We start from the raw sequence: 23,193 nt of genomic DNA, 5'->3' as shown, positions 1-23,193 counted from the left end.
ACAACACCGGCTTACACTTTAAATTTTCTGACTTCTTCTGCAAGGTTCTGAATGCTGATCTTATTCTTTTGACTTATTTCATTTACTTCCTGAACGGCATTTCTGATTTGTACCGCACCGCTCGCCATCTCGTTCATACTGTCGGTAATGATACGGGTAAGCTCATCGAGCTTTTGCATTTCTTGAGCTACATTCTCACCGCCTCGCAGCATCTCGGCGGAACCGTCATTTACTTGGTTTGTTACCATATTGATGTCTCGAATGGCTGTCAAAACTTCCTTGCTGCCGTTCTCCTGTTCACGCATAGCGTTAGTTAGGTTTTGGCTCATAGTTTTTACCTGCTCCGAAAGAGCAAAAATAGTGTTGAATTTCTCTTCTACCGTTCTTGAAGAGGCTGAAAGAGCTTCGATTTCGCCGGATAATACTTTGAGGGTAGAAGTTATGGTTTTACCTTGCGTAGAAGATTCTTCTGCGAGCTTACGGATTTCGTCGGCAACAACGGCAAAGCCCTTACCCGCCTCGCCTGCGTGGGCGGCTTCGATTGCAGCATTCATCGCTAAAAGATTGGTCTGACTTGCAATGTGCTGGATAACGCTTGAGGCTTCCAAAAGACTGCCTGATTCTTCGGCTATTTTTTGGGTAACGGAGTTTGAATTAACTATCGTATCCTTACCGTCGGCTGTAGCGGAGGCGAGTGTTTTTATGACATCATCGGTTTTGCCGAGGGTTTGAGTGATAGAAGCTATGTTCCCGACCATCTGCTCGATAGCCGAAGAGGATTCGGCTACGCTGGCTGCCTGATTTTCGATACTGCCATTCAACTGCTTTATCGTGCGGATAATTTCTTCAATCGTAGCCGCCGTTTCGGTAACGCTTGCAGCCTGAGTAAGGGCTTGCTGTTTTACTCCGTCGATGTTAGCACTTATCTGGTGCACGGCACTGGCGGTTTCGGTCATATTGCTTGCAAGCTCATTACCGATATTTTCCATCTCGATGCTGTTAATACCTACTTGCTTAATCGATGAGCCTATCTTCAAAATAGTCTGATTAAAGTATTCCGATAGGTCGGTAATCTCATCATTGCCGTTTATCGGAAGGCGCACGCTCAAATCCCCCTCACCATGTGAAATATTTTGCAAAGCTGATACAACACCGCGAATAGGTTTTACTAAGGCTCTAGCTATAAAAAAGACAATTAACTGTGCGATCAAAAAAGTTACCACACCAATAATAACAAGTGAGGTTCGCAAGGTATTTACAGTACCCATAAATTCGTTTACAGGGGCGCGGATAATAACCGACCAGTCGGTATTTTTCATCGGTGAAAATGAAGCGATGTATGATTGGCCTTCATATGTGTAATAGCCGATTTCACTTTTGGAAGAGCCCAAAACATGTTCCAAAAAAGCGGCGATAGAAGCAAGTTCGCCGTCTGTTTTGGCTTGCTCAATAATATTCACTTGGCTTTTGACCAGATTGGTATCTTTATGAGCTATAATCACGCCGCTTTTACTCATAATATAACAATTTCCCGTTTTGCCCACTACAATATCTTCAATTCTTTTAGAAAGGTGGACTGCTTCGACTGTCGCAAGCAAAACATCTGCTACCCTATGATCTTTATTGTAAATGGGAACGGCAAATACGATGACAAAGGCACCGTCTAGGCGGGAAACAAGCGGTTCTGAAACAAAACTTTTCCCATTAGATGCAGAGATAAAAAAATCTCTGTCTGAAACATCTAATATTTGCCCGTCATAAGTACGCCTTTTTCCGTTCATATCTATCAAATCCATTCTGTAAATTTTGTCATTGAATGCCGTTTCTTGTTTTAAATAGGCTGTTTTTTCAGTATAGGAAATTTCCGGATCCAATAAGATAGGAGCACGAGAGACTCCTTCAAAAAATTGGAAAAAAGAATCTACTCTTCCGTCTATAATACCAGCAACATCTGCAGCCTTGTCGATTAAGTGCACTTCAATTTTTTCGATTACTGCTTTTCGGGCGGTGCGTACAGCAAAAAATCCTAATATAAGGCTGATTGCAAAAATAAGCAAACCGAATATAAGCATCAACTTGTTAGCCAATGAAAAACGTTTTGTCTTGTCCATAGTAAAACACTCCTTACAGTTTCGGGGTAGATACCTTAAAATCTCCCATACCATTTTTAGATTGGTGAGTCTCAATCCGTAAGACTTTCAACTATCCTTATTATAATTTTATTTCGGTTTTAAAGGAGCTTCAAAAAAGTTTTTTAGCTTTTCTGCGTAGAAAGTAACAATCAGACATCTGCGCTGGATTGTCAACTATTTTTCATATTCTCTTTTTCCAAACATCCTAAAGAAACCAATCTTTGATTAAGACTTGAAAAGAGCATAATCCTGTCACCTTCAATATCGAATTTTATTTTTTCTCCTATCCTATAGGTTATGTTTAAAAACACAACACCCGTTAAAAGGAGATTTCCAACTTTAATTTTGACGGTAGTTTCCATACCTGTGGGCATCGAGCTGTATATAGAACCTGTCAGTTTTCCGTTTTCGTGTATTTTAATAAACTCAGGACGGACTCCGATGATAAAATCTTTTTCAGTAGGTGCCGGAGAATTTAAATCAAACTCTGCTTCATCGGCCTTTGCAATGTGGTACTTAAAAGGCAAAATTTTATTTTCCTTTTCTGCATTTTTTGTGCGCTCGGCTTCTTCTTCTCTTTGTTTTTTAATTTCAGCCTCCGTTTGCAAAAGCCATTCTTTATAGTCGATTTTCTGAGCAGGTTTAAACTTAAATTGCAAGCCTTCTAAACAGCTTAAATTAAAATCTCCGTCTGCAGAAGTTTCACCCGCAGCTTCTATAAAATTTATCGAAGGATTTCCTATAAAGTCTGCGGTAAATAAGTTTACCGGTTTTTCATAGATATCCAAGGGGGCATCATATTGCTGCAAAAGACCATTATCCATCAAGCATATCTTTGTTGCCAGAGTCATAGCCTCCAGCTGATCATGGGTAACATAGATGAATGTCGATTTTGTATCCAAATGGAGGCGCTGCAATTCGCTCCGCATTTCAAGCCTGAGTTTTGCATCAAGGTTTGAAAGAGGCTCATCCATAAAAAGCACCTTGGGCCCGGGAGCCAGGGTTCGGGCAATGGCAACCCTTTGCTGCTGTCCGCCTGAAAGCTCATTGGGATACCGATCCATAAACATTCCGATTTTTACGATGCGGGAAACACGGCGGACTATTAAGTCTATTTCTTCGTTTTCGAGCTTACGTATTTTTTTTACAACTTCGCCTTTTTCATCTACAAGTTCGTAGTTGCCATTTACCGAGAATCCGTTTTTCTTGTGCTTATCTAAAAGAGATGCCCTCTTTTCATCCAAACCGGAAATTATTGATCTTACTTTTTCTTCACGATTTTCAGCTTTTTCAAGCCCATAAGACAAAACCGTTTTTGCCGTATATTCCGAAATAATAAAGTTGTCTATTAACTTTATCAAGGCAGTTTTTTCGTCAAGTTTATTACCTTTTTTCTTATCTTTAGTCTGAGAATCAATGATAATTTCCACAGTTTTTTCACATTCATTTAAAATCTTTTTTAGGTCATCTATTCTTTTAATTTCAAAATCGCAGAGAGGCATAAGCTCTTTGATGTTTTTTAAGCCGAAACTTATGTTTTCATAAACGGTCATATTCGGCCAAAGGGCATAGTTTTGAAACAAAAAGCCGACCTTTCTTTTGTTTGCAGGAATGTTTATACCTTGCTCGCTGTCAAAAACCGTTTCCCCGTCGATGATTATCTTTCCGCTTGTCGGAGTTTCAAGACCGGCAATCATTCTAAGCGTTGTTGTTTTGCCGCAGCCTGAAGGCCCCAGCAGGGTAATAAACGAATTATTTTCTATGGTTAAATTTAAATTATCAGTTCCGTAAAATTTTCCCCATCTTTTCGTAAGGTTTTGTAAAATTATCTCAGGCATTATTGACCTCCTACACCCGTATCGATTCCGGCCTTTGTAAGCTTGTTTAATCCGAAATTTACGGCCAAAATAAATATAATTAAAATTAAGTTGATTGCACTCGAAAAGGCGTATAAGCCCATCTCATCATAATAGTCAAGCATGGTTGTGCTTATCTTGGACTGACTGCACAAAAGCATAAATAAGGTCAATTCCCTAACACAGGTTATAAATGGCAAAAGATAGCCGCTTAAAATTGCCGTCTTTTGAATGGGAATTATTATCTTCGTCATACGCTTATGCCAAGGCGTATCCTGTATCAAAGCCGACTCTTCTATTTCATTGCTGATTTGAAGCATCGAGTTAAGAGAGCCCCTCGACGAAAAAGGAATATACTTAATTGTTCCGACTATTATTAAAAGCAAAAAGGTATCATAGATTCCCAGCATAGACCCAAATATAAAGAAGGCTATGCCTACTGCAAGCGAAGGCAAAAGGTAAGGCAAAAAAGCTATGTCGTTTACGTAATTTGCAAACTTGTTTCTTCTGTGTTTGCTTACCGAATAGCCTATCAAAAGCCCTATCGTTCCTGCAAGGAAGGCGCAGAAAAAGGCAACAATCATAGTTCCTTTAAAACTCATCCAAAAGGCACGGTTATATAAAATACCGAATTGTCCGTACATACCGACATCTTCTGCCGAGCGATGAGTCCACCATTTTAAGGTTAGGTTTGCAAAATTACCTGTCCTAAAAAAGCTGTAGTCTCCGGGGTTGGGCAAAAAGGTTTCAAAGGCAAAGGAAATAACGGGGTATATTCCGGTAAATAAGGTAAAGATAATTAAAATAGCAGGAATTAAATATTGCCCGATTTTTCCCACATTTACCTTGCTGACCTGTCCGCTCTTTCCGGTAATTGTGGTATAGTTTTTTCGGGATTTCATGCTGAGCCTGTTTGTAATCAGAATTAAAATTCCGAAGATCATCATCACTACGCCGATAATACTTGCCTGCCCCGTCCTTACAACCTTTAAGTCTATATATTTGGTGGAAAGGGTTGTCAGTTTTAAATAGTGCGGAACGGGATAGCTACCCATAGCGCTGCCGAAAACGAGCAAGATGGTCGATAGGATGGCAGGTCTTAATAATGGAAGGGTTACTTTGCGGAAAATTTTTGATTTTGAAGTATTTAAAATCAAGGCAGCTTCTTCCAAATTGGAATCCATATTTTTAAATATGCCGCCGATTAAAATATAGGCAAAGGCTGCATAGTGCAGGGATAGAACAACAATTGAAGGGAATAGACCCTCAGCCCACCATGCAGGCATTGTAACTCCGAAAATATCTGCAAGTATTCCGTTAGAGCCTCCCGTAACAGCGGTACTCTTAAATAAGTTCATCCAAGTAAGAGCCAATGTCCACTGAGGCATTATATACGGAAAAATAAAAACGACATTAAGATATTTTTTGCATTTTATATTTGTGCGTGTAATCAAATATGCAAAAATACCGCCTATTAAGATGGCCCCTATACAGCTGAATATCGCAAGCAGCAGAGTGTTTGTGAGCGGACTCCAAAAATTTCTCGACGAAAGGGAGCCGGTAAAAATATCTTTCCAATTAAAGACGGTAAAACCGTCAGGCCCATGCATAGCATCTATGGTGCCGGGATGAACCGTAATTGTATCCAGAAGAATAGTTACTATCGGAGCTATAGTCGTAACAGAGAGCACAACACCGAATATAAGCAATATCAGGTTTTGAGGTTTTCTAAAAAAATCCTTACTTTGATTTAAAAAAACCGGAATTGTCTTAGTCAAAGTCTCCTCCATAAATTAACTTCCTTACGATTATACTATAACTTGAGCATTTATGCAATATTCTTCTTTACTCCTTTACCGCACACAGGCGGACGCATACATTTAATAATAAAGCCTCTAAAAACCTGACATAGTTTTTAGAGGCTTAATAAATTCATATTAATTTTTTAGTAATCTTTTAGTTTCTTAAGGAGCTGATCCATTCACCTACGGTAAAGGTTACACTTGCACAGTATACGGGATCTTCGACAATTAAGCCGCCTTTTCCTTCTCCTGTCCACCAGTCATAGCCTCTATCGTTTTTAGCGGGGAATTTATTTATTTTTTTAACTTCGCCGTTTACTTCTTCATCAACATATCCGTCCATGCTGTGATCTTGATTGATAGCAGGATTGGAGCTGTATCCGCCCATGTCTTTTCCCCAAGGATGGAAGCCTTCCTTTGTTGTTACCATGTAAGCAATAAAGGCACATGCCGTCCAAGGAAGAGGCGCGTTGTTTAGAACCTGCAAATAGTGCTTATATGCATAGCCTCCGAAGCCGGTATATCCGTCCTGATAAGCAGCAACGGTAATATTGTTTACGGAAGATTCGTCTGTTTCTTTAATTGAGCGCAATTTGGAGTAAACCAATAAACCTGTTTGATCCTTAGAAGATTTTTTTACTAAGTCTACGCTGATGGGGCCGTCATCGGTTTTCATATTAAACTGAGAAACAAATAGTTTGATCCATGCAAGGGCATATTTTCCGTTTTCGTTTAAACCGAGCTCTTTAGCTGTTTTTTCCAAGCCGTCTACAATGGGCTTAAAATAAGCTTTATCGGCTTCAGGCAAAGCATCATAAGCGGCTTTTACAACCTTCGAATACTTTTCATGGGTAAGCATGAGCAAAAAGTTTTTTCCGATAGGTTCGGATTCCAAACCCATAAACAGCGGACTTTGACCTTCTTTTACAAAATCCCAGACATTTAAAAACTTGTTTGAAGCTTCGACATTATTGTACATAAAAACTTTACTCAAAGTCTGCAAGGCCAAGGGATTTCCGTTTTCTTTCATATCGGCCCCTGCAGATTCTTTCCATTCTTTAGGAACAAAATTATGTAAGATGCCCGTATCAATCATCTTAGCCTTAATCTGAGCTCCATCCTGAATAAGAGTCATAGAAAATTCGGGGGTAACGTTCTTATTATCATTTGTAAGCTGGTCAAAAATAGTATTGTTCTTAGGCTGAGACCAATCTATTTTTCCGGTATAGTCGGGATATTTTGCCTTCATTGCCTCAACAAAGGTTTCTCCTGCAGTCTTACCTCGGCTTGAGTTACCCAAACCTTTTAGAACCTTTCCGTTTGATTCTTGATAGGCCTTTTCGAAAAGCTGATCAAGAGTCATACCTTCGGCTTCCTTTATTACTTTAAGAACAGCGTTGTTCTTTTCCGATTTGCCTCCGCAGCCGGAAATTGCAAGTAATAGCGCTGCGATTGATAATACTGAAATAATTTTTTTCATTTAAAATCTCCTTATATCTTTCTACCAATATATTACATATTCTTTAAATACACAAGAGCTACTTACCTTTAAAGTTATAAAATAAGCGATTCTCCTTATTTGAAAAGGTTAAAAATTTACGGTATAATACCTAGTTTATTTGCAAAAAAAGGTATATAATGTTAGAATGTGCTTAAACTTAAAGGAGATTTTACGTGTTTTTTGACAATTATCCTATCAAACTTTCAGATACAACGAAGCCCTTTTTTTTAAAAGGCCTAAAAACCGCTCCGGCTATTTTGCTGATTCATGGTTACACGGGTTCTCCCAGAGATATGATTTGGCTGGGGCATCAGCTAAATGAAGCCGGCTACAATATATACATACCTCGGCTTCCCGGACACGGCACAAATAAGAGTGATTTTTTGACTACTAATTGGAAAGATTGGCTCCGCAAGGTTTGTGATGAGTATATTGACCTCTGTGCAATGTATGAACGAGTTTTTGTAGGGGGCCTTTCAATGGGAGGGGTATTAACCTCTCTGATTGCATCGCGCTTTAATCCTGAAAAGATATTTTTATGTGCACCGGCCTTTATAGCAACAGATAACAGGATAAAACTTACTCCTTTTTTAAAGTTTTTTGTCAAAAAGATAACAACAGTTAAAAAAACTTATGAAAATGATCCCGAATATGGAAGGGCGATGGCAGACTATAACGGTGTAGAATATTTAGCAAAATCTGCGGACCTTTATAAATTACAAAGATTAGCCTTAAAAAATATGGTTTTTATAAGATCGCAAAGCCTTACAGTCTTATCAAAAGCCGATAAATTGGTGCCCTTTAAGGTAAAAGACCTCATAGATAAGACTTTAAGAAATCAAAACGACTATCTAATTCTTGAGAAAAGCAGTCACATAGTTACAAATGATGTTGAAAAGGAGCTTGTAGCAAAAAAAATAATAGAATTCTTAAAGGATTAAACTTTTTAGTAAAATTTACCGATAATATTGCAGGATTATTGTATATTTGATATGACTTTTTTAAAAAAGAGTGATATACTTATACTATATGGTTACAAGGAAGTATTAATGAGAGATTTTGATTACTATAAAAAGCAGCCCAAGGCTGATACTCATAATCATCTGAATTTAAGTATGGAGTATTCAGACTATAAAAAATGGGCAGGCTTTGAAATTCCCAATTTTCCACGCAAAATGAACGGTCTTGATGAAATGCATGAAATAATCGGACAATATACTCGCCCTGCATGTACTACAGCACAACACGTAATAGATCTAATAGAAATGTCCATAATGACCGCAATAAAAGACAATGTTGTTTGTATTGAAGGCTCCGTCGATATTGGCTTTATAAAGCAGTTTAATGAGAATTTGGATGCTTTTCTGGAAGGGATAAGCGGTATAGTAAAAAAATATAAAAATAAAATCAAAATCATTCCTGAACTGGGAATATCAAAGACCATAGATCAAAGTTTTTTAAAACAATGGATAGAACCCATGATATCATCAAAGGTTTTTAAAAATATAGACCTTTACGGGCCTGAAGTTTCCGAAGGTATTGAACAATGCGTATATATCTTTAAATTGGCCGAAAAATACGGCTTAAAAAAGAAAGCTCATGTCGGAGAATTTTCAGATGCGGCATCAGTCAAGTATTTTGTTGAAATGTTTGATTTGGACGAAGTTCAGCACGGCATAGGAGCAGCTCAAAACGATAAGGTTCTGCAATTTTTAGCCGACAGAAAGATACGCTGCAATGTTTGTCCGCAAAGCAATATCATGCTGGGGGCAGCCAAAGACCTAAAATCCCATCCGCTACGTAAAATGATGGATGCAGGAGTTCCTATAAGCATAGGAACCGATGATATTCTGTTCTTCGGAAAAACAAATAGCGAACAATTTTATGACCTTGTAAGCGAAAAAGTTATAACCGAGGAAGAAGCCGATCAGTTGATGGCAATTAGATAATTTAAAATAATCCTAATATCATCTTACCGAATACATCATAAAATAATTTTGCAAACAATAAAATTATAACAACAATCATAAGAGGCCTGATAAATGCGGCTCCTTTCTTTAAAGCAAATCCGGCACCTAAGTAATTACCGATAATACCGCAAACAGCAGCAGGAATTGCAATTGAAAAAATAACCTTATTATTTATGAGAACGGCTGTCAACGAAGCATAGTTTGAAGCAAGGTTTAAAAGTTTAGCATTCCCCGATGCCGTTTTTAGGTCATACTTCATCCATGCAGAATAAGCAATAATTGCAATCGTACCTGTTCCCGGACCTATAAGTCCGTCATAAAAACCTACACAAGCACCTATCAAGGCCGCCAAAACAAAAGCCTTTTTTTGCGGTATTTCCTTTGATTTGTTTTCATTGCCGAAATTCCGTTTTAGCAAAAGAATAACAGCTATTGCCGGAAGTATTAAAATCATAGCTTTTTTTAGAAAAACTTGGTCTATTCCCAAGGCAATTTTCATCCCCAGATAGGAAGAAATAAAAGAAAACATGGCAGAAACTAAGGCTATACGCCACTCAAGAGCTCCATTCTTAAAAAATCGAAAGGCTGAAAAAGTTGTCCCGCAGGCTGCCGAAAACTTATTGCAGCCTATAGCCGTATGAGCCGGAAGCCCTACAAAAAAATAGGCCGGAATAGAAATAAGGCCGCCTCCACCGGCAGCAGAATCTACAAAACCGGCAAGAAAAACACAAAAGCATAAAAAAATCATTGCCTGTAACGATATATACATAAATTATTCTCCTCTACATCAATTTAAATCTACATGAACTTCTGTTTTATCTTCGTGGTGTAAGAACATAAAAAGAGCCACTGCAAAAATTATGGCAAAACCTAAAAGGCTCCATCGGTCGGGAAGTTCTCCTAAAAAAGCAAAACCGAAAATTGCAGAAAAAACTATTTGGGTATAATCATAGACCGAGATTGAACCTGCCGGAGCATGGGCATAAGCCGCGGTTACACAAAACTGACCTCCTGTTCCAAAAAGGCCCGCAATCAATAGCATAATGATTTGAGAAAGGCTCATCGGATGATAAAAGATGATAAAAAGCGGAAACAGCATTAAAATCGAAAAAAATGAAAAGAAAAATACGATGAGAGGCCCCTTTTCACCTTTAAGAGAAAGACAGCGGACACAAGTATAGGCGGCTCCTGCCATCATTCCTCCGCAAGCCCCTATAAGAGCTGCAATCACATGGCCTGTGTCTGCAAAGGCCGGTTTTATTATAAGAAGGCTTGCCGAAAAAGCCGTGATTACCGCAAGGATTTGATATAGCTTTATTTTTTCCTTTAAAAATAAAAAAGAAAACAGAATGGCAAAAAAAGGTGCCAGCTTTGCAAGAATAGAAGCATCCGCAAGGAGCATGTGCTCTATCGCATAAAAGTTTCCGACAATCCCCATAGTGCCGAAAATTGCCCTCATAAAAAAGAAGGGCAGATTTTTTTTATTCAAATGAAATTTTTCTTTTGAATTTATAAGCACGGCAAAGGACACAACAGCCGCTATTAGATTCCTAAAAAAAGCCTTTTGCATTGAAGGCAAACTACCGGCAAGCTTTGCCGATAAATTCATCGATGCAAAGCAAAGAGCCGATAAAATTAAAAACATAATACCCTTTTGTTTCGATGTCAATTTCATTTTTTCAACTCCTAAATATTTTTACATATCCCCAATATCATAACTGCTCATGCCTTCATATTCATAAGATGCCTGTATACCCCTCATATAAATCTCTCTATTTTGAATATCATCGGTCAGAGCAGATTCCAATAAAACCTTAAGTTCCAGACTGTTTATCGGAGAGCGCTCCATCGCGCTTAAATAAGAAAACTTATCGATTTTTGCCCAATCAACACAGCGTCCCAGACGCTGTTTTAAAAGAGCATCCAGCCATATCCTCATACTTCTTCCATTACCTTCTCTAAAAGGATGAGCAACATTCATTTCTACATATTTATCCACAATTTCATCAAATGTTTCCGACTTCATCTTATCGATTATTTTAAGGTTTTCAGCTAAAAATAAAATCGGAGCAAAGCGGAAATTCCCCTTTGAAATGTTTACCTTTCTAATTTCTCCTGCAAAATCAAAAACATCTTGAAACAGGTACCTATGTATTTCTTGCAAGCCCTTAAAGGTTCCAATTTCAATATTCTCAATTAAATTTTTATCCCAAAGTTCGAGAGCCCGCATCTTTGTCAACTTTTCTTCATCTTTCATGGCTCATCTCCTTTGTAAGGTTTTTTAACTCCCGATCAAAGTCCGATTCTATTTTTTGTGTTTTATTGAATATATCATATTCCGATTCGGCTTTTTCTTTTGCCTTAGTATGTGAAATTTTTCCTTTATTTTGAAGAATATCATATCGACGGAAAGCTAAAAATTCGTTTACACTTTGGGCAAATTCCTGCATGGTAAAGGTATTCTCCCTTTCTATTATGTCTTCGATATAATCAAAATATCCGGTAATAGCCCGTTCAAGTCTTTTTATGGATTTTTCATCAAGATAGTTTTTTGCAATACTGACATCAGATTTTAAAATACGCCCCTTAGGAGAATTCTTCCATGTCATAAGCCCCATATTTTCCTTTTTGCTGTCTGCACTTTCATATACAATTTCAGCGGCTGTTTTTCCGCTTATAGCATAATGGAATTTATTTTGCACCATAGCATAAAAATCTTTCGTAATTTGATCGTCTTTATTATAATCTATGGAGCATTCAGCAAAAATATCGGTTATCTGCTGCCAGATACGTCTTTCACTTGCACGGATTGAGCGGACTCGCTCCAATAACTCTCTAAAATAGTCATGACTGAAAAGTGTTTTACCCTGTTTTAATCTTTCATCATCAAGGGTAAAGCCTTTTATCATATATTCTTTTAAAACACCTGTCGCCCAAATACGGAATTTAGTTGCCTTTTGTGAATTTACGCGGTAACCGACCGAGATGATTGCATCTAAATTGAAAAATTCAGTATCTCGTTTTATATTCCGATCCCCTTCTTTTTGAACTATTTCCAAAATGGAAATAGTTGAAAAACGGTCCAGCTCTCCCTCATCAAAGATATTTTTTAAATGTTTGGATATGGCCGGAATTCCCACACCAAAAAGTTCAGACATAGCTTTTTGGGTAAGCCAAATGGTTTCATCTTTTACAACAACATTAACCGATATGTTTTCCTCTTTTGAGGTGTACATTAAAAACGAAAGTTCTTTTAACTCTTTCATATCCCACCCCTCTAAAATATTTTTCTAAAATTTTTTTGTTCTTTTTTGCTGGTATATCCCATTGCTTCGTAGAATTTATGGGCCTCGGTGCGGCCTACACTTGAAACAAGTCTTATACCTGCGGCACCGGTTTCTCTCGCCCAAGTTTCAGCCTTAGTAAGAAGGGCACGCCCGATTCCCTGCTTTCGATATGAGGGATCAACGGCAATACCTATAATATTTTTTAAGCTGTCACTAAAAGAACATTCATAATCGGAAACATGTACATAGCCGATTAATTTACCGTCAACAAAGGCTCCAAAAACTTTAGCTCCATTGCCGATCAAAATTTTTTCCAACTGTGTTTTCGTTTTTTCCAAGGGAAAATCATAACCCAGAGCATTTTTATTTAAGCTCCGGATATCTTTATAATCATCTATAGTAACTTCGCGTATTATCATAACAGCCTCCTCATAGATTTTCGTTCAGCCATAGAATGGCCTCATCAAGCATTTGAATGCTTATATAATGATCCATTCTTTCGACACTCATTAACCTTAAAAGCTCCTTGTTTTTATAAAGCGGTAATGTTGAATCGTAAAATTGTTTTTGGATTTTATAAGAAACGAGGGAGTCCTTTATTCCGTGTAAGAGAAATAGAGGCCGGTTTAGGAGCTTGCCGATGTTTTGAGCAGGATCGGTTTTTTTTGTTGCCTCATTAAATTCGATATGGGCTTCATCATATTCTTTTTCGATTTGAAGGATTGCATTTTGCCAATCGCAGGCCCCGTTAAAAACGACAGCAGTTTTTACGCTTGGATTATGGGTAAAGATTCCTGCCGTAGTAAAGCCTCCCATAGAATGCCCTGAAACGGCAATCCTGTTTTTATCGGCATTACAATTTTTAACGGCATAATCTTTTAGTACGGAAAACTCGGCAAGGTTTTGCATAATTGTAGGCAAAAAAAATTCGTTTAAAGCCTTATCATAATCTTCAAACTTATTTCTTTCACCGTGATGGACTGCATCGGGTAAGATTACCTGATAACCCAAAGTTGAAAAAACATAGCCCATCAGCTTTTGCTTGTTTTTTTCTGAAGACCAGCCGTGATAATAAAATACGGTAGGAAAAGGCCTAACAAAGCCGCTTATTTCTGAAGGATAAAAACGCAAGCAGGGTATGCCCTCAATTTCTACGTGTTCTTCGATTATGTTTTGATTTTTATATTTGCCCATAGCTTTGCCCCCTTTTTATCCTGTCTCTCCCCTTATTCCGAAAAAATAGAATTTTGAATCAGCTTTATTTTTGAAATATGGGCTATAGAAATTTTCAGCTTGTCCTTAAGATTATCACATGCAAGTATAAGAACAGCATCTTTTTCTTGTTTTAAAATATCTTCAGGAATTCCGCTTATCTTTTCCTTTCCTTTTTCAGTGTGCAACTCTATCTCAAGGAGATGTTTTCCTAAGATTGCCTGCTCTGCTATTTTTTGTTTTCCTAAAAAATCAAGACCGGTCGCTTCTTTTTTTGTAAATTTAAAAACTCCGTCTTTAAGCTGCTCCTCCGTAATTATAGCTTTACGGTTTATGCGGCTGCTTACGGCCTTAGCATCTTCCTTTGTTAAGTGCAAGTCTTTTAGTATCGCATTTAATTGAGATAAAGTTTTTGAGTATTTATTTTCTCTTTCTTTTTGCTGCTTTACCCAATCAAGCTTTTTTGTATAATCTTTTTTTTCTTTTTGAGAAAATAAATTCAACTTTTGAAAATTTCTTACAGAAGGGGATTGAAGAGGTTTATTTTTATAAAAGATAAATTCCAAACCGCTTTTATAAACGGCTTGTTCAAAATCTTTTAAATCTTGAACGTTTAAAAGATAAACACCCTCCGCTATTTTTTTACGGACAAGTTTTTTTAAAGGCGTATCAAGTTCAAAAAACTTTTCCTTTTCCTTGTTTACGGAAACGACAAAGCCGCTGTATAATTCCAATGAAGTAAAATTCTTATACCACTCATTTATTGAAACTCTTATATTTTGCGGAATCTCATGCCCTGTTACATCAGATAAGATTTTATATATATTTTCGGAAGTTAATTCCGATTGAAAAATCCTAGAGCAAGCTTTTTTTGTGATTTCGAATTTTCCTGTAGTTTGAATTAAAACGGGCTCCATACACTCTGCTGCAGGAAGAAGATTTTTTAGGTTGCTGTCGGGCAAAACCGTAACTTCAAATGAGGGGTCAATTAAAAGAGGCTTTTGAGGTTCTTCCGCATTTTTAAATAATTCGGGATTTAAGTAAATCAAATTTTTCTCTCTGCATAAAATTCCGAACAGTTCTGCGGTTTCGATAAAGCTTGTATGCAAAATATTCTCATTTCCAATTTCATTTTGTACTGCCGAAGAAAAATTTTGCATACATAAAAGAAGAAAAAATTGCTCTACATCTTCTTCTTCATAATATGCATCGGGATAAAAACTATTTAAAAATTCAAAAAGGATTATAACAAGTTTTTGTAAATTTTCTTTCCTCATTTTAAATAAGGATGCAGCCGTAAAATATACCAAACGCTCAAGTTTATTTAATTGAGAAAAAGCCAGCCATTTTGCTTTTTGAACTGCAAATCCGTTTTCGGTTCTAAAAACAAGCCCTAAAGATTCACATGCTAAAAAAATAGAGTCAATATGTTTTGTCTTTTCCGAAAGCCACGGAAAAACATCTTTGATTAAATTTTCGTATTTTTTTTTAAAAGAACCGTCATTTTTTAAAACAGCTTCATTATGAATACAAAAGGAATAAATTCCGGCAAGGGCCGTATCGTTTATATTTATTTCTTTCGATTTTACCTGTCCTGTTTTTTCCGGCATAAAAAAAAGATTGGTTGATAAAAAGGGGTCTATAATTTTTTGTAAAATAGGATTAATCCTGTATATCTTATCCCCGTCATTGTTTTGAATACGGTACAAGAGAAGGCGCTCTTCCGCATTTAAAAGTTTTTCGGACAATTCGGAATAAGATATTTTTTTTGAAAAAAATATAGACAGCATCGCCTGTGTTGGATTGGGGATTTCGCTTACGGCTTTTAAAATCAATATATCGTAAGAATCCAGACTTTCTGCAATTTTTTCTTGTATTGCCGGTTTTCGCAAGAAAGCACTGAGCTGTTCCGCAAGACGCTGCTTATTAAAGGGGGTTTTAATTTTTCCCAAATACAGCTGTATTAAATCAAAAAAATGATGATCGGGCAACTTTATAATGTTTTCCCGCCATTCGGCAACATCTTTTGGGTTCATCTTTTACCTCCTCTTATCGAAAACTTTTTAGCGAGGTGATATTTTATCACATAAGATGAAAAAATAAAAGTAGGAGGAGGCTAAATTGCCGGCCTTAAAAGCTCTTAATACGACAAAGTATGCGGCAATATTATGGGGTAAATCTTTACTCCCTTTTCTGCAGCAAGTTTATCTACATCTTCTTTTGTTACCTTGCCTCGAGGCTTGGGATGGGGAGGAGCATCTCCTATAAGAATAAGTTTTTTATCCACATCAGCATCTAAGGCGCGCCATGACTGACGAAGTCCTAAGAAGATACCCTCATATACGGCTTCGGGAATATCCCGCCCTCCGAAAACTTTAAAGCCGTATAAGGCTTTTTCAAATTTTTTTAAGTTATCGGTAAAAACGCAGGCTTCCCGCACTAAAAAGTCTTCACGGTAATCCTTGTATAAAACCAAGGCTATTCTATAAGTTTTATATTGAGGCAAAGTCTCGGCAAGCATTGAGCTGATATTTTTACGCACTTCTTCAACATCATCCTTCATACTCTCGGTGGAATCTAAAGCAAAGAGTAAATCAAGATGGTCCTTTTCTCCCTTTTTTAAAATTTCTTTTATTGTTGAAAGAATATCCTCAGGCCCCTTTGCATAAATCATTTCTCCTTCGGTTGTGTCGGCTAAATCCGTAAAAGTTTTTACGGCCTCATCACTGTACGAAAGATCAGGGGGCGGGTCTTTTTCAACAGGTTTTTGGGTTACCCGCAAGGTAAAAGGATTGTCCTGAAAATTTCCCGTATAATCTCCGTAAGGTTTTGCAAAGGTGCGTATATTAAAAAAGGTTCCGTCTTTTACTTCGATTTCGCCGCTTCGCGACCAATCATATCCGTATAAAATTATATAGGGAATCCAAATATGATAGGCCTCCCCCAGAGGCGTATTTTTTTCGGGAGTAGAATCTATGAGGCTGTAAAGTTTTTTTTCGGGCAGCAAAAATTCACCGTTTAAAAGCCTTTTTTCATCTCCGTTTATTTCATTATAATTGGGATCACGGTAGGCATAGTTATCCAATTTTAAATCGGGATCCTTTGTCGTCTCCGTTAAAAGCACACTTTTTATATCGGGTTTGGCTCTTATGTATAAATGGTAGCCGCCCTTTGGGTTTTGTATAACAAGCAAATCTTCTTTTGAAAGGCTTAAGTCCTCAGCCTCAAGAAAAACAGAAAGAAATCCGACAACAAGAATCCATAAAAACTTTCTTTTTTGCATATATTAATTATCGGATAAAAAGCTTTTATTGATTATACCTTATTCAACCATTAATTTTATATTAGCAATAACAGAATCTATTTCTTCAGATAACGCTTTTTCTATAAAATTACAATTTCTTTGCTTCCAGTCAAGATTTTTTATCTGATCACTTAATATACATCCGTTTATTGAATGTTTATTCAGCACAATCTCAAAAGGATAACCCTTTATATGACCGGTAATTGGACAGAATAAAGCAAGCCCGGTTTTTTGATTATATATTTTATGGGAAACACAAATTGCGGGACGGCGGCCTTTTTGCTCATGACCTGTTTGTGGATCAAAATCGAGCCAGACTAGATCTCCTTTTTCAGGAACATAATTTGAATTTACCATTCTTCCTTCCCTACTGCATATCCTGTAGAAATTTCTGAATGAATATTATCTTCATTTATCAATGCAAGCATATCCTCAAGAGATTTTTTTTGAGGAAGAATAACAATTTTCTCTTTTTCTATAATCATTTCAACTTTACTGCCCTTTTTTATATTATTGTCTTTAGCCCAAAGCGAAGGAATTCTAAAGCCTAAACTATTACCCCATTTCTGAACTACCATCTGCATATTATACCTCCACACAATAAGTATATATAATGTATATACTTATGTCAAGTTATATACAAAAATAAGGCTTGATTCACATAAAACTCATTATAATATATGAGCAACAGAATTTTGCATATAGCCTCTATTGACTATATGTATAAACTATAATAGAATTCACAAACCTTATACACCAATAGGAGACCAAAATGGAAATACTTTTAAAATCTTATAGGGGCAAAATTGAAGACCTCTATACATTCGGTTCAATCGCCGTAGTCGATAAGGACGGTAAGATTGTATATTCGGCAGGAGATCCAAAGGAAGTATCCTTTCCGCGTTCAAGTGCAAAACTTATTCAGGCTCTGGTGCCTCTTTCATTGGGAGCCAAGGAAAAGTTCAATCTAAGCCATGAAGAAATAGCTCAAATCTGTGCCTCCCATTCAGGAGAAGATTTTCATATAAAAGCCGTAACGGGAATATTAAAAAAAATCGGGCTTGATGAAAGTGCCTTAAAGTGCGGCCCTCATTACCCTTTTAAACCGGAAGTAGAATTGAGGATGAAGGTAAATAACGAAAAACCTCGCGATATTCACAATAATTGCAGCGGAAAGCATTCCGGTATGCTGGCGGCAGCCGTATTGATGAAAGCTTCTACTGACGATTATTACAAACCTCAGCACCCCGTTCAGCAAAAAATACGGGAAATGATAGAGCTGATCTGCGATTGCAAGATTCCCGATGATAATATCTCGGTTGACGGCTGCGGAGTTCCGGTTCACTCTCTGCCCCTCTACAATTTTGCATTCGGAATGGCAAGAATGGCCGACTATGAAAATTTGCCTCAAAATTTATCTACCCATGCAAAAGAAATAATAGATTCCATAACAGCCTGTTCCGAATACACTTCCGGTACTGATAGAATAGACCATCTTTTGGTTAAAAAATATCCCGGAAAACTTGTTGTAAAATCGGGAGCAAACGGATATTTCGGCGGCCTTTTACCCGATAAAAAATACGGCATTGCCGTCAAAACCTATGACGGAATTTCAAAAACCAGAGATATCGTTTTGGTTCACTTGTTAAAAAAACTCGGTGTAATCGATAAAGCCGATTACGAATATTTTGACAGTATTGCCGATAAAAACATCAAAAATCACAGAGGCGAAATAGCAGGAGAAGTTGTACCTCAGTTTTAACTTTTTAACTCATAAAACGGCAGTTTGAACAGCCTAGAATATGAACCCGCTTTTTCCCTTTTTTTCGGTCGAAGTATCTTGCAATTAGATGAGCTTCATTTGGAACAGTCTTATGGCAAACAGGGCATTGGCGCTGCACACCCTTTTCACAACCGGGATAACAATGCGGACAGCCGTATATATAGCATAATCGATCATCTGCGCCAGGATACACAGCCGATTTTACCTGTTCATCTCTAGCCAAAACAGTACCGCAAACGGGACAAACTCCGGGAGCACCTTTTTTTCCTGTTTGCCTGATTTTTTTGCCGCTCGCATGTTTTGCAGATGCACTAAAAAGAACATAAGCGAATACAATTAAAAAAAGGCCTATAAAAACTAATATCATCCATGATAAAGGCTGTAAATCCGTCATAAATACATCATACACCTTTTTTTCTATTGATTCAATACTAAAACTATGATATACTGAATAAGTGGGAATTTTATTTGTGGTTGCCACTCCTATAGGCAATCTAAAAGATATCAGTTTTAGAGCTTTAGAGACTTTTAAAGAAGCCGATTTTATCGCCTGTGAGGATACTAGGCACACTTTAGGCCTTTTAACTCATTATGAAATTTCAAAGCCTTTGATTTCGTGCAGGGCTGTAAATGAAGCCGCAGCCTCCGAAAAAATTGTAAAACTTTTAGATGAAGGAAAAAAAATAGCCTATGCAAGCGATGCGGGGACACCGGCAATCAGTGATCCGGGCTCTATTTTAGTAAGGACGGCAAGAGAAGCAGGGCATACAATAATTCCTATTCCGGGTGCTTCAGCCTTTGGTGCTATAATGAGTATAGCAGGAACCTACGACAAAACGGTAGTTTTTGAGGGCTTTTTATCGCCTAAGGCAGGAAAACGCAAACGGAGACTTCAAGAGCTGTTTGACTTTGGGGCAGGCTTTGTTTTATATGAATCCCCTTATAGAATCGTAAAGCTCTTAGCCGATATTGCCGAAATAGATAGTAACCGTGAGCTTATTGTAGGGAGGGAGCTTACAAAACTCCATGAAGAGATTATCAAGGGGCAGGCTGCTGAAGTTTTACAAAACTTTGAAAAAAGGCCCTCGATAAAAGGGGAGTTTTCTGTTTTTGTTACAGGAAAATAGACTTTTATAAAAATAAAACCTTAACTTTTGACTAAGATTAACCGATAATCGGTTAGGAAGGCAGGAAAACATGATGATAGAAAAATTGGGCGGAATTGATCCGATCAAAAATTTACAAAACACTCAAAAACCAAGAAGAATGGAAAAGGTAGAAGTTTCCGATTCAGTACAAGTATCTCCTGAAGCTCAAAAATTATCGGAAATTTATTTTGCAATGGATGCAGTAAAGGCTGCTCCGGACATTCGAAAAGAAAAAATAGAAGAAGTTATCAAAAAATTTCAAGATCCTTCATATATAGACAGCGTTCTGGATCAAACAGCAGATAAAATTTTAGGCTCTTTAGGATTTTAATTAAAATAATTTATTGATAAAGGCATGGATAAGCCATGCCGAACCGGCATCATGGTTTCTATATCATATTTAAAACAACAAAGGCTGTATCTCTTTATGAGATTACAGCCTTTTTTATTGGTTTTTGTACATCTTTACTAGTTTTTATTGATACATTATAAGATAGGGGCGAGGGTTCAAGTCAAAAACCTCATCGGGGGTCATCATGGGTTGGTCATAACCTGCACCTGCAACAGTCGGTTTTGAAAAAAGCTTAAAAGACTTAAGCGGAATATTTTGTGCGAGAGCATTATAAGCATAAGAATCTTTCTTTAATCGAGGAGAACCGAAGCCGTCCGCACAATGAATAAGCTGCACTCTTTCATAATCGCTTCTTACATTAGCTCTCTTTTTAATCATTATAGAATTAAACTGATGAATTACAAGCATCCTTCTGCCCGTAATATTATTTTCCTTTATGTATTTATCCATCATTTCTTGGGCCTTATTTATCTCATCACCCGTAACCGAGCCGATAACCCTCATCGGCTGAGTTGTACGCCATTCGGGATCCAGAGCCAAATGCACATTTGGGTACTTCAAAAAAGGCAGGATTGCATTCATAGCCTGTTCTACAGTATATTTTCCGATTTGATGGTCAATAAATACATACCAGCCTCTTTCGGCGGCAAATTCTATATATTTTTTGACAGTGGATAAGCGAAGAAGACCGATTTCGCCTTCAGGCCAACATGTTCCGTAAATTAGATAAAAAGCCGGTATAATTCCTCTTTCCTTGTTTACTTCATCATAAGTTATTATAAACTCATTCATAATCGGTTCGATTTCTTCAGGAGAATATCTTCCTAAAATGCCCATAGTATAGGCTCCCGGTTTTCCATAAAGAGCAAAAATATCGTTATTCAATAAAACGGATTGCAGCTTTGATTCGTCAAATTTAAGAGAAGCATCCATTTCTTCTTTTGTTTTTACAGTTTGTATCAAAACTTCTTGTTTGATTGGAATATTTTTTACCCACAAAGCTGACGGAAACAAGGGTTCCCACTTAGGGGGCATCGAAGTAACCGGAATATTTTGCTTTATATCTCCGGATTCGGAAAAAACGGCTGAAACACAAAATAAAACAAACATTGCTCTAACGGCAAATTTAATAAGAGAAGTCTTCATCAATACCTGTATCGGCTTAAAAAAAATAAGCTTTAATTTAGCCTTGCACCTAAGCCTAAAAAAATGTATAATAAGCCCCTTAATGAACTTGACATTATCTATAACAGTTAGGAGGTTTTGTAACTATGCAAGTTAAAGTCAGATATGCTCCTTCTCCCACCGGCTTTCAGCACATAGGCGGAGTCCGTACAGCCTTGTTTAATTATCTTTTTGCCCGCTCAAAAGGCGGAAAATTCGTTTTGCGTATTGAAGATACCGACAGAACAAGATACAGCGAAGAATATGAACAGAACCTTTATGATACCCTTGAATGGCTCGGCCTTGAATGGGATGAAGGCGGACCAAAGGGAGGCCCCTGTGCACCCTATATTCAGTCTCAAAGGTTCGATATTTACCGAAAATATGCCCAAGAACTTGTCGATAAGGGATTTGCTTACTATTGCTTTTGCGATTCGGAAAGGCTGGACAGGATTCGAAAAATTCAAACAATGAATAAGATGCCTCCGGGCTATGACAGGGCATGCCGCAATTTAACCGATGAAGAAATAAAGACTAAAATGGACGAAGGTATTCCCTATGTTATCCGCTTAAAGGTTCCGCTTGAAGGCAGCACCAAATTTACAGATGCCCTTTTAGGCGATATTGAATGGAAAAATGAAGATATAAACCCCGACCAAATCCTTTTAAAAAGCGACGGGTTTCCGACATATCACTTGGCGAACATCGTAGATGACCACCTCATGGGCATAACCCACGTTATGCGTGCCCAAGAATGGCTCCCATCCACCCCCATGCATGTTATAATGTACAAGGCCTTCGGCTGGGAACCACCCCAATTTTGCCACCTGCCCATGGTTATGGGAAATGACGGACAAAAGCTTTCAAAACGGCACGGAGCCACCAGCTGCAACGAATTCAGAAACAAGGGCTACCTAAAGGAAGCCATTATCAATTATGTTGCTATGCTTGGCTGTTCTTATGAAGACGGCCGTGATATGTACAGCCTTTCGGACTTGGAAAAACTCTTTGACATTAAGCACTTAAACAAAGCCCCGGCCGTATTTGACTATAAAAAGCTGGAGTGGTTTAACGGCCAATATATGCGGGAAAAAACCGATGAAGAACTCTTTGCTCTTACATGGCCCTATATTGCAAATTCAGGACTTTTCGGAAAGATAAATGAAGAAGAGCTGAAAAAAGCCGGATGCCGCTTTGAAAATCAAACCTATTTAAAGCCGACTCAAGAACAAAAAGAAGTTTTAATGAAGGTGATGCCTTTGGTAAAAGAGAGACTTCACCTTTTAAGCGAAATAACCGAAATGGTTCGCTTTCTCTTTGAAGAACCGGCAGTTCCTCCGGCAGAAGAAATAATACCGAAAAAACTTGATGCCGAAACTACAAAAAAAGTTCTCCAAAAGGCAATCGAAGTAATGCCTAAAATTGCAGGCCTTGACGACCATGCAGGCGGAGAAGTCTTTAGGGCGGAAGCAGATGCTATGGGTATTAAGATGGGAGACTTTATGATGCCTGTCAGAATGACCGTTACCGGCAGCAGAATAAGCCCGCCCCTTGTAGGCTCAATCCAAATTTTAGGGATAGAAAAAGCTATTAAACGCATCGAAAAAGCTATAGCGGAGCGCTTTTAAATATCGAATTTGTAACTTTTATAATAACTCCGGGTTCAATCTTCGGAGTTATTT

At 37.6% G+C, this 23,193-nt stretch carries 22 protein-coding genes; 6 read left to right on the top strand and 16 right to left on the bottom strand.

The window, feature by feature from the left end:
* Positions 1–11: 11 nt before the first annotated feature.
* From HGJ18_RS11850 to HGJ18_RS11835, 4 genes are all read right to left on the bottom strand, one after another.
* A complete protein-coding gene (locus HGJ18_RS11850) occupies positions 12–2,111 on the bottom strand; it encodes a methyl-accepting chemotaxis protein (RefSeq protein WP_253696712.1) in 2,100 nt (699 codons plus the stop codon).
* Between the two features lie 191 nt (positions 2,112–2,302).
* On the bottom strand, positions 2,303–3,970 hold the full coding sequence (locus HGJ18_RS11845) for an ABC transporter ATP-binding protein (RefSeq protein WP_253696711.1): 1,668 nt from the start codon (positions 3,968–3,970) through the stop codon (positions 2,303–2,305).
* Positions 3,970–5,778, bottom strand: coding sequence for an ABC transporter permease (locus tag HGJ18_RS11840; RefSeq protein WP_366793155.1), 1,809 nt, complete (start codon positions 5,776–5,778; stop codon positions 3,970–3,972). Before HGJ18_RS11840 ends, HGJ18_RS11845 begins: the two co-directional genes overlap by 1 nt.
* A 166-nt stretch (positions 5,779–5,944) precedes the next feature.
* Positions 5,945–7,270, bottom strand: coding sequence for an outer membrane protein assembly factor BamD (locus tag HGJ18_RS11835; protein ID WP_253696709.1), 1,326 nt, complete (start codon positions 7,268–7,270; stop codon positions 5,945–5,947).
* A gap of 194 nt (positions 7,271–7,464) precedes the next feature.
* Between HGJ18_RS11835 and HGJ18_RS11830 the strand changes: the two genes are divergently transcribed.
* Entirely contained in the window at positions 7,465–8,232 is a 768-nt protein-coding gene (locus tag HGJ18_RS11830; protein WP_253696708.1) for an alpha/beta hydrolase, read from the top strand.
* 108 nt (positions 8,233–8,340) lie between these two features.
* Positions 8,341–9,240, top strand: coding sequence for an adenosine deaminase (locus tag HGJ18_RS11825; protein WP_002673116.1), 900 nt, complete (start codon positions 8,341–8,343; stop codon positions 9,238–9,240).
* Between the two features lies 1 nt (position 9,241).
* Here the strand turns inward: HGJ18_RS11825 and HGJ18_RS11820 are convergent, their stop codons facing one another.
* The 10 genes from HGJ18_RS11820 to HGJ18_RS11775 all read right to left on the bottom strand — a co-directional run bounded on the left by HGJ18_RS11820 (position 9,242) and on the right by HGJ18_RS11775 (position 17,648).
* On the bottom strand, positions 9,242–10,030 hold the full coding sequence (locus HGJ18_RS11820) for a sulfite exporter TauE/SafE family protein (RefSeq protein ID WP_253696707.1): 789 nt from the start codon (positions 10,028–10,030) through the stop codon (positions 9,242–9,244).
* Between the two features lie 18 nt (positions 10,031–10,048).
* Positions 10,049–10,936: a DMT family transporter gene (locus tag HGJ18_RS11815; protein ID WP_253696704.1), complete on the bottom strand. Its 888-nt coding sequence runs from the start codon at positions 10,934–10,936 to the stop codon at positions 10,049–10,051.
* 21 nt (positions 10,937–10,957) lie between these two features.
* Positions 10,958–11,518, bottom strand: a complete 561-nt coding sequence (fic, locus tag HGJ18_RS11810; protein ID WP_253696703.1) for a protein adenylyltransferase Fic — start codon at positions 11,516–11,518, stop codon at positions 10,958–10,960.
* Positions 11,508–12,527, bottom strand: coding sequence for a virulence RhuM family protein (locus tag HGJ18_RS11805; protein ID WP_253696702.1), 1,020 nt, complete (start codon positions 12,525–12,527; stop codon positions 11,508–11,510). The genes fic and HGJ18_RS11805 overlap by 11 nt, the downstream gene beginning before the upstream one ends.
* Before the next feature lie 11 nt (positions 12,528–12,538).
* Positions 12,539–12,967, bottom strand: coding sequence for a GNAT family N-acetyltransferase (locus HGJ18_RS11800; RefSeq protein ID WP_253696701.1), 429 nt, complete (start codon positions 12,965–12,967; stop codon positions 12,539–12,541).
* Between the two features lie 10 nt (positions 12,968–12,977).
* Positions 12,978–13,742, bottom strand: coding sequence for a prolyl oligopeptidase family serine peptidase (locus HGJ18_RS11795; RefSeq protein WP_253696700.1), 765 nt, complete (start codon positions 13,740–13,742; stop codon positions 12,978–12,980).
* A gap of 32 nt (positions 13,743–13,774) precedes the next feature.
* On the bottom strand, positions 13,775–15,796 hold the full coding sequence (locus tag HGJ18_RS11790) for a helicase (RefSeq protein WP_253696699.1): 2,022 nt from the start codon (positions 15,794–15,796) through the stop codon (positions 13,775–13,777).
* A gap of 104 nt (positions 15,797–15,900) precedes the next feature.
* Positions 15,901–17,043 (bottom strand): vWA domain-containing protein, encoded by a 1,143-nt coding sequence (locus HGJ18_RS11785; RefSeq protein WP_253696698.1) that lies wholly within the window; start codon positions 17,041–17,043, stop codon positions 15,901–15,903.
* A gap of 39 nt (positions 17,044–17,082) precedes the next feature.
* Entirely contained in the window at positions 17,083–17,421 is a 339-nt protein-coding gene (gene mazF / locus HGJ18_RS11780; protein WP_253696697.1) for an endoribonuclease MazF, read from the bottom strand.
* The gene (locus HGJ18_RS11775; RefSeq protein WP_002687528.1) at positions 17,415–17,648 is read right to left on the bottom strand and encodes an AbrB/MazE/SpoVT family DNA-binding domain-containing protein; all 234 of its coding nucleotides are present in this window, start codon (positions 17,646–17,648) and stop codon (positions 17,415–17,417) included. Before HGJ18_RS11775 ends, mazF begins: the two co-directional genes overlap by 7 nt.
* Before the next feature lie 188 nt (positions 17,649–17,836).
* Here HGJ18_RS11775 and HGJ18_RS11770 point away from each other — a divergent pair, with 188 nt between their 5' ends.
* Complete coding sequence (locus HGJ18_RS11770) at positions 17,837–18,826, top strand: asparaginase (RefSeq protein WP_253696696.1); 990 nt, start codon at positions 17,837–17,839, stop codon at positions 18,824–18,826.
* A gap of 4 nt (positions 18,827–18,830) precedes the next feature.
* Here the strand turns inward: HGJ18_RS11770 and HGJ18_RS11765 are convergent, their stop codons facing one another.
* Positions 18,831–19,241: a hypothetical protein gene (locus HGJ18_RS11765; RefSeq protein ID WP_002673097.1), complete on the bottom strand. Its 411-nt coding sequence runs from the start codon at positions 19,239–19,241 to the stop codon at positions 18,831–18,833.
* 76 nt (positions 19,242–19,317) lie between these two features.
* Between HGJ18_RS11765 and rsmI the strand changes: the two genes are divergently transcribed.
* Together rsmI and HGJ18_RS11755 are read left to right on the top strand one after the other, a co-directional pair.
* The gene (gene rsmI, locus HGJ18_RS11760; protein WP_253698339.1) at positions 19,318–19,974 is read left to right on the top strand and encodes a 16S rRNA (cytidine(1402)-2'-O)-methyltransferase; all 657 of its coding nucleotides are present in this window, start codon (positions 19,318–19,320) and stop codon (positions 19,972–19,974) included.
* Positions 19,975–20,044: 70 nt separating this feature from the next.
* The gene (locus HGJ18_RS11755) at positions 20,045–20,326 is read left to right on the top strand and encodes a flagellar biosynthesis anti-sigma factor FlgM (RefSeq protein WP_253696695.1); all 282 of its coding nucleotides are present in this window, start codon (positions 20,045–20,047) and stop codon (positions 20,324–20,326) included.
* A gap of 144 nt (positions 20,327–20,470) precedes the next feature.
* Here HGJ18_RS11755 and HGJ18_RS11750 read toward each other — a convergent pair whose 3' ends face one another.
* A complete protein-coding gene (locus HGJ18_RS11750; protein ID WP_253696694.1) occupies positions 20,471–21,493 on the bottom strand; it encodes a hypothetical protein in 1,023 nt (340 codons plus the stop codon).
* 125 nt (positions 21,494–21,618) lie between these two features.
* Here HGJ18_RS11750 and gltX point away from each other — a divergent pair, with 125 nt between their 5' ends.
* Entirely contained in the window at positions 21,619–23,139 is a 1,521-nt protein-coding gene (gltX, locus tag HGJ18_RS11745; RefSeq protein WP_253696693.1) for a glutamate--tRNA ligase, read from the top strand.
* Positions 23,140–23,193 lie beyond the last annotated feature (54 nt).

The sequence above is a fragment of the Treponema denticola genome, assembly GCF_024181405.1.
In the GTDB taxonomy this organism is placed as follows: Bacteria; Spirochaetota; Spirochaetia; order Treponematales; family Treponemataceae; genus Treponema_B; species Treponema_B denticola_D.
The sequence above is the reverse complement of the archived record's forward strand: the minus strand, read 5'-3'. Positions and strand labels throughout refer to the sequence as shown.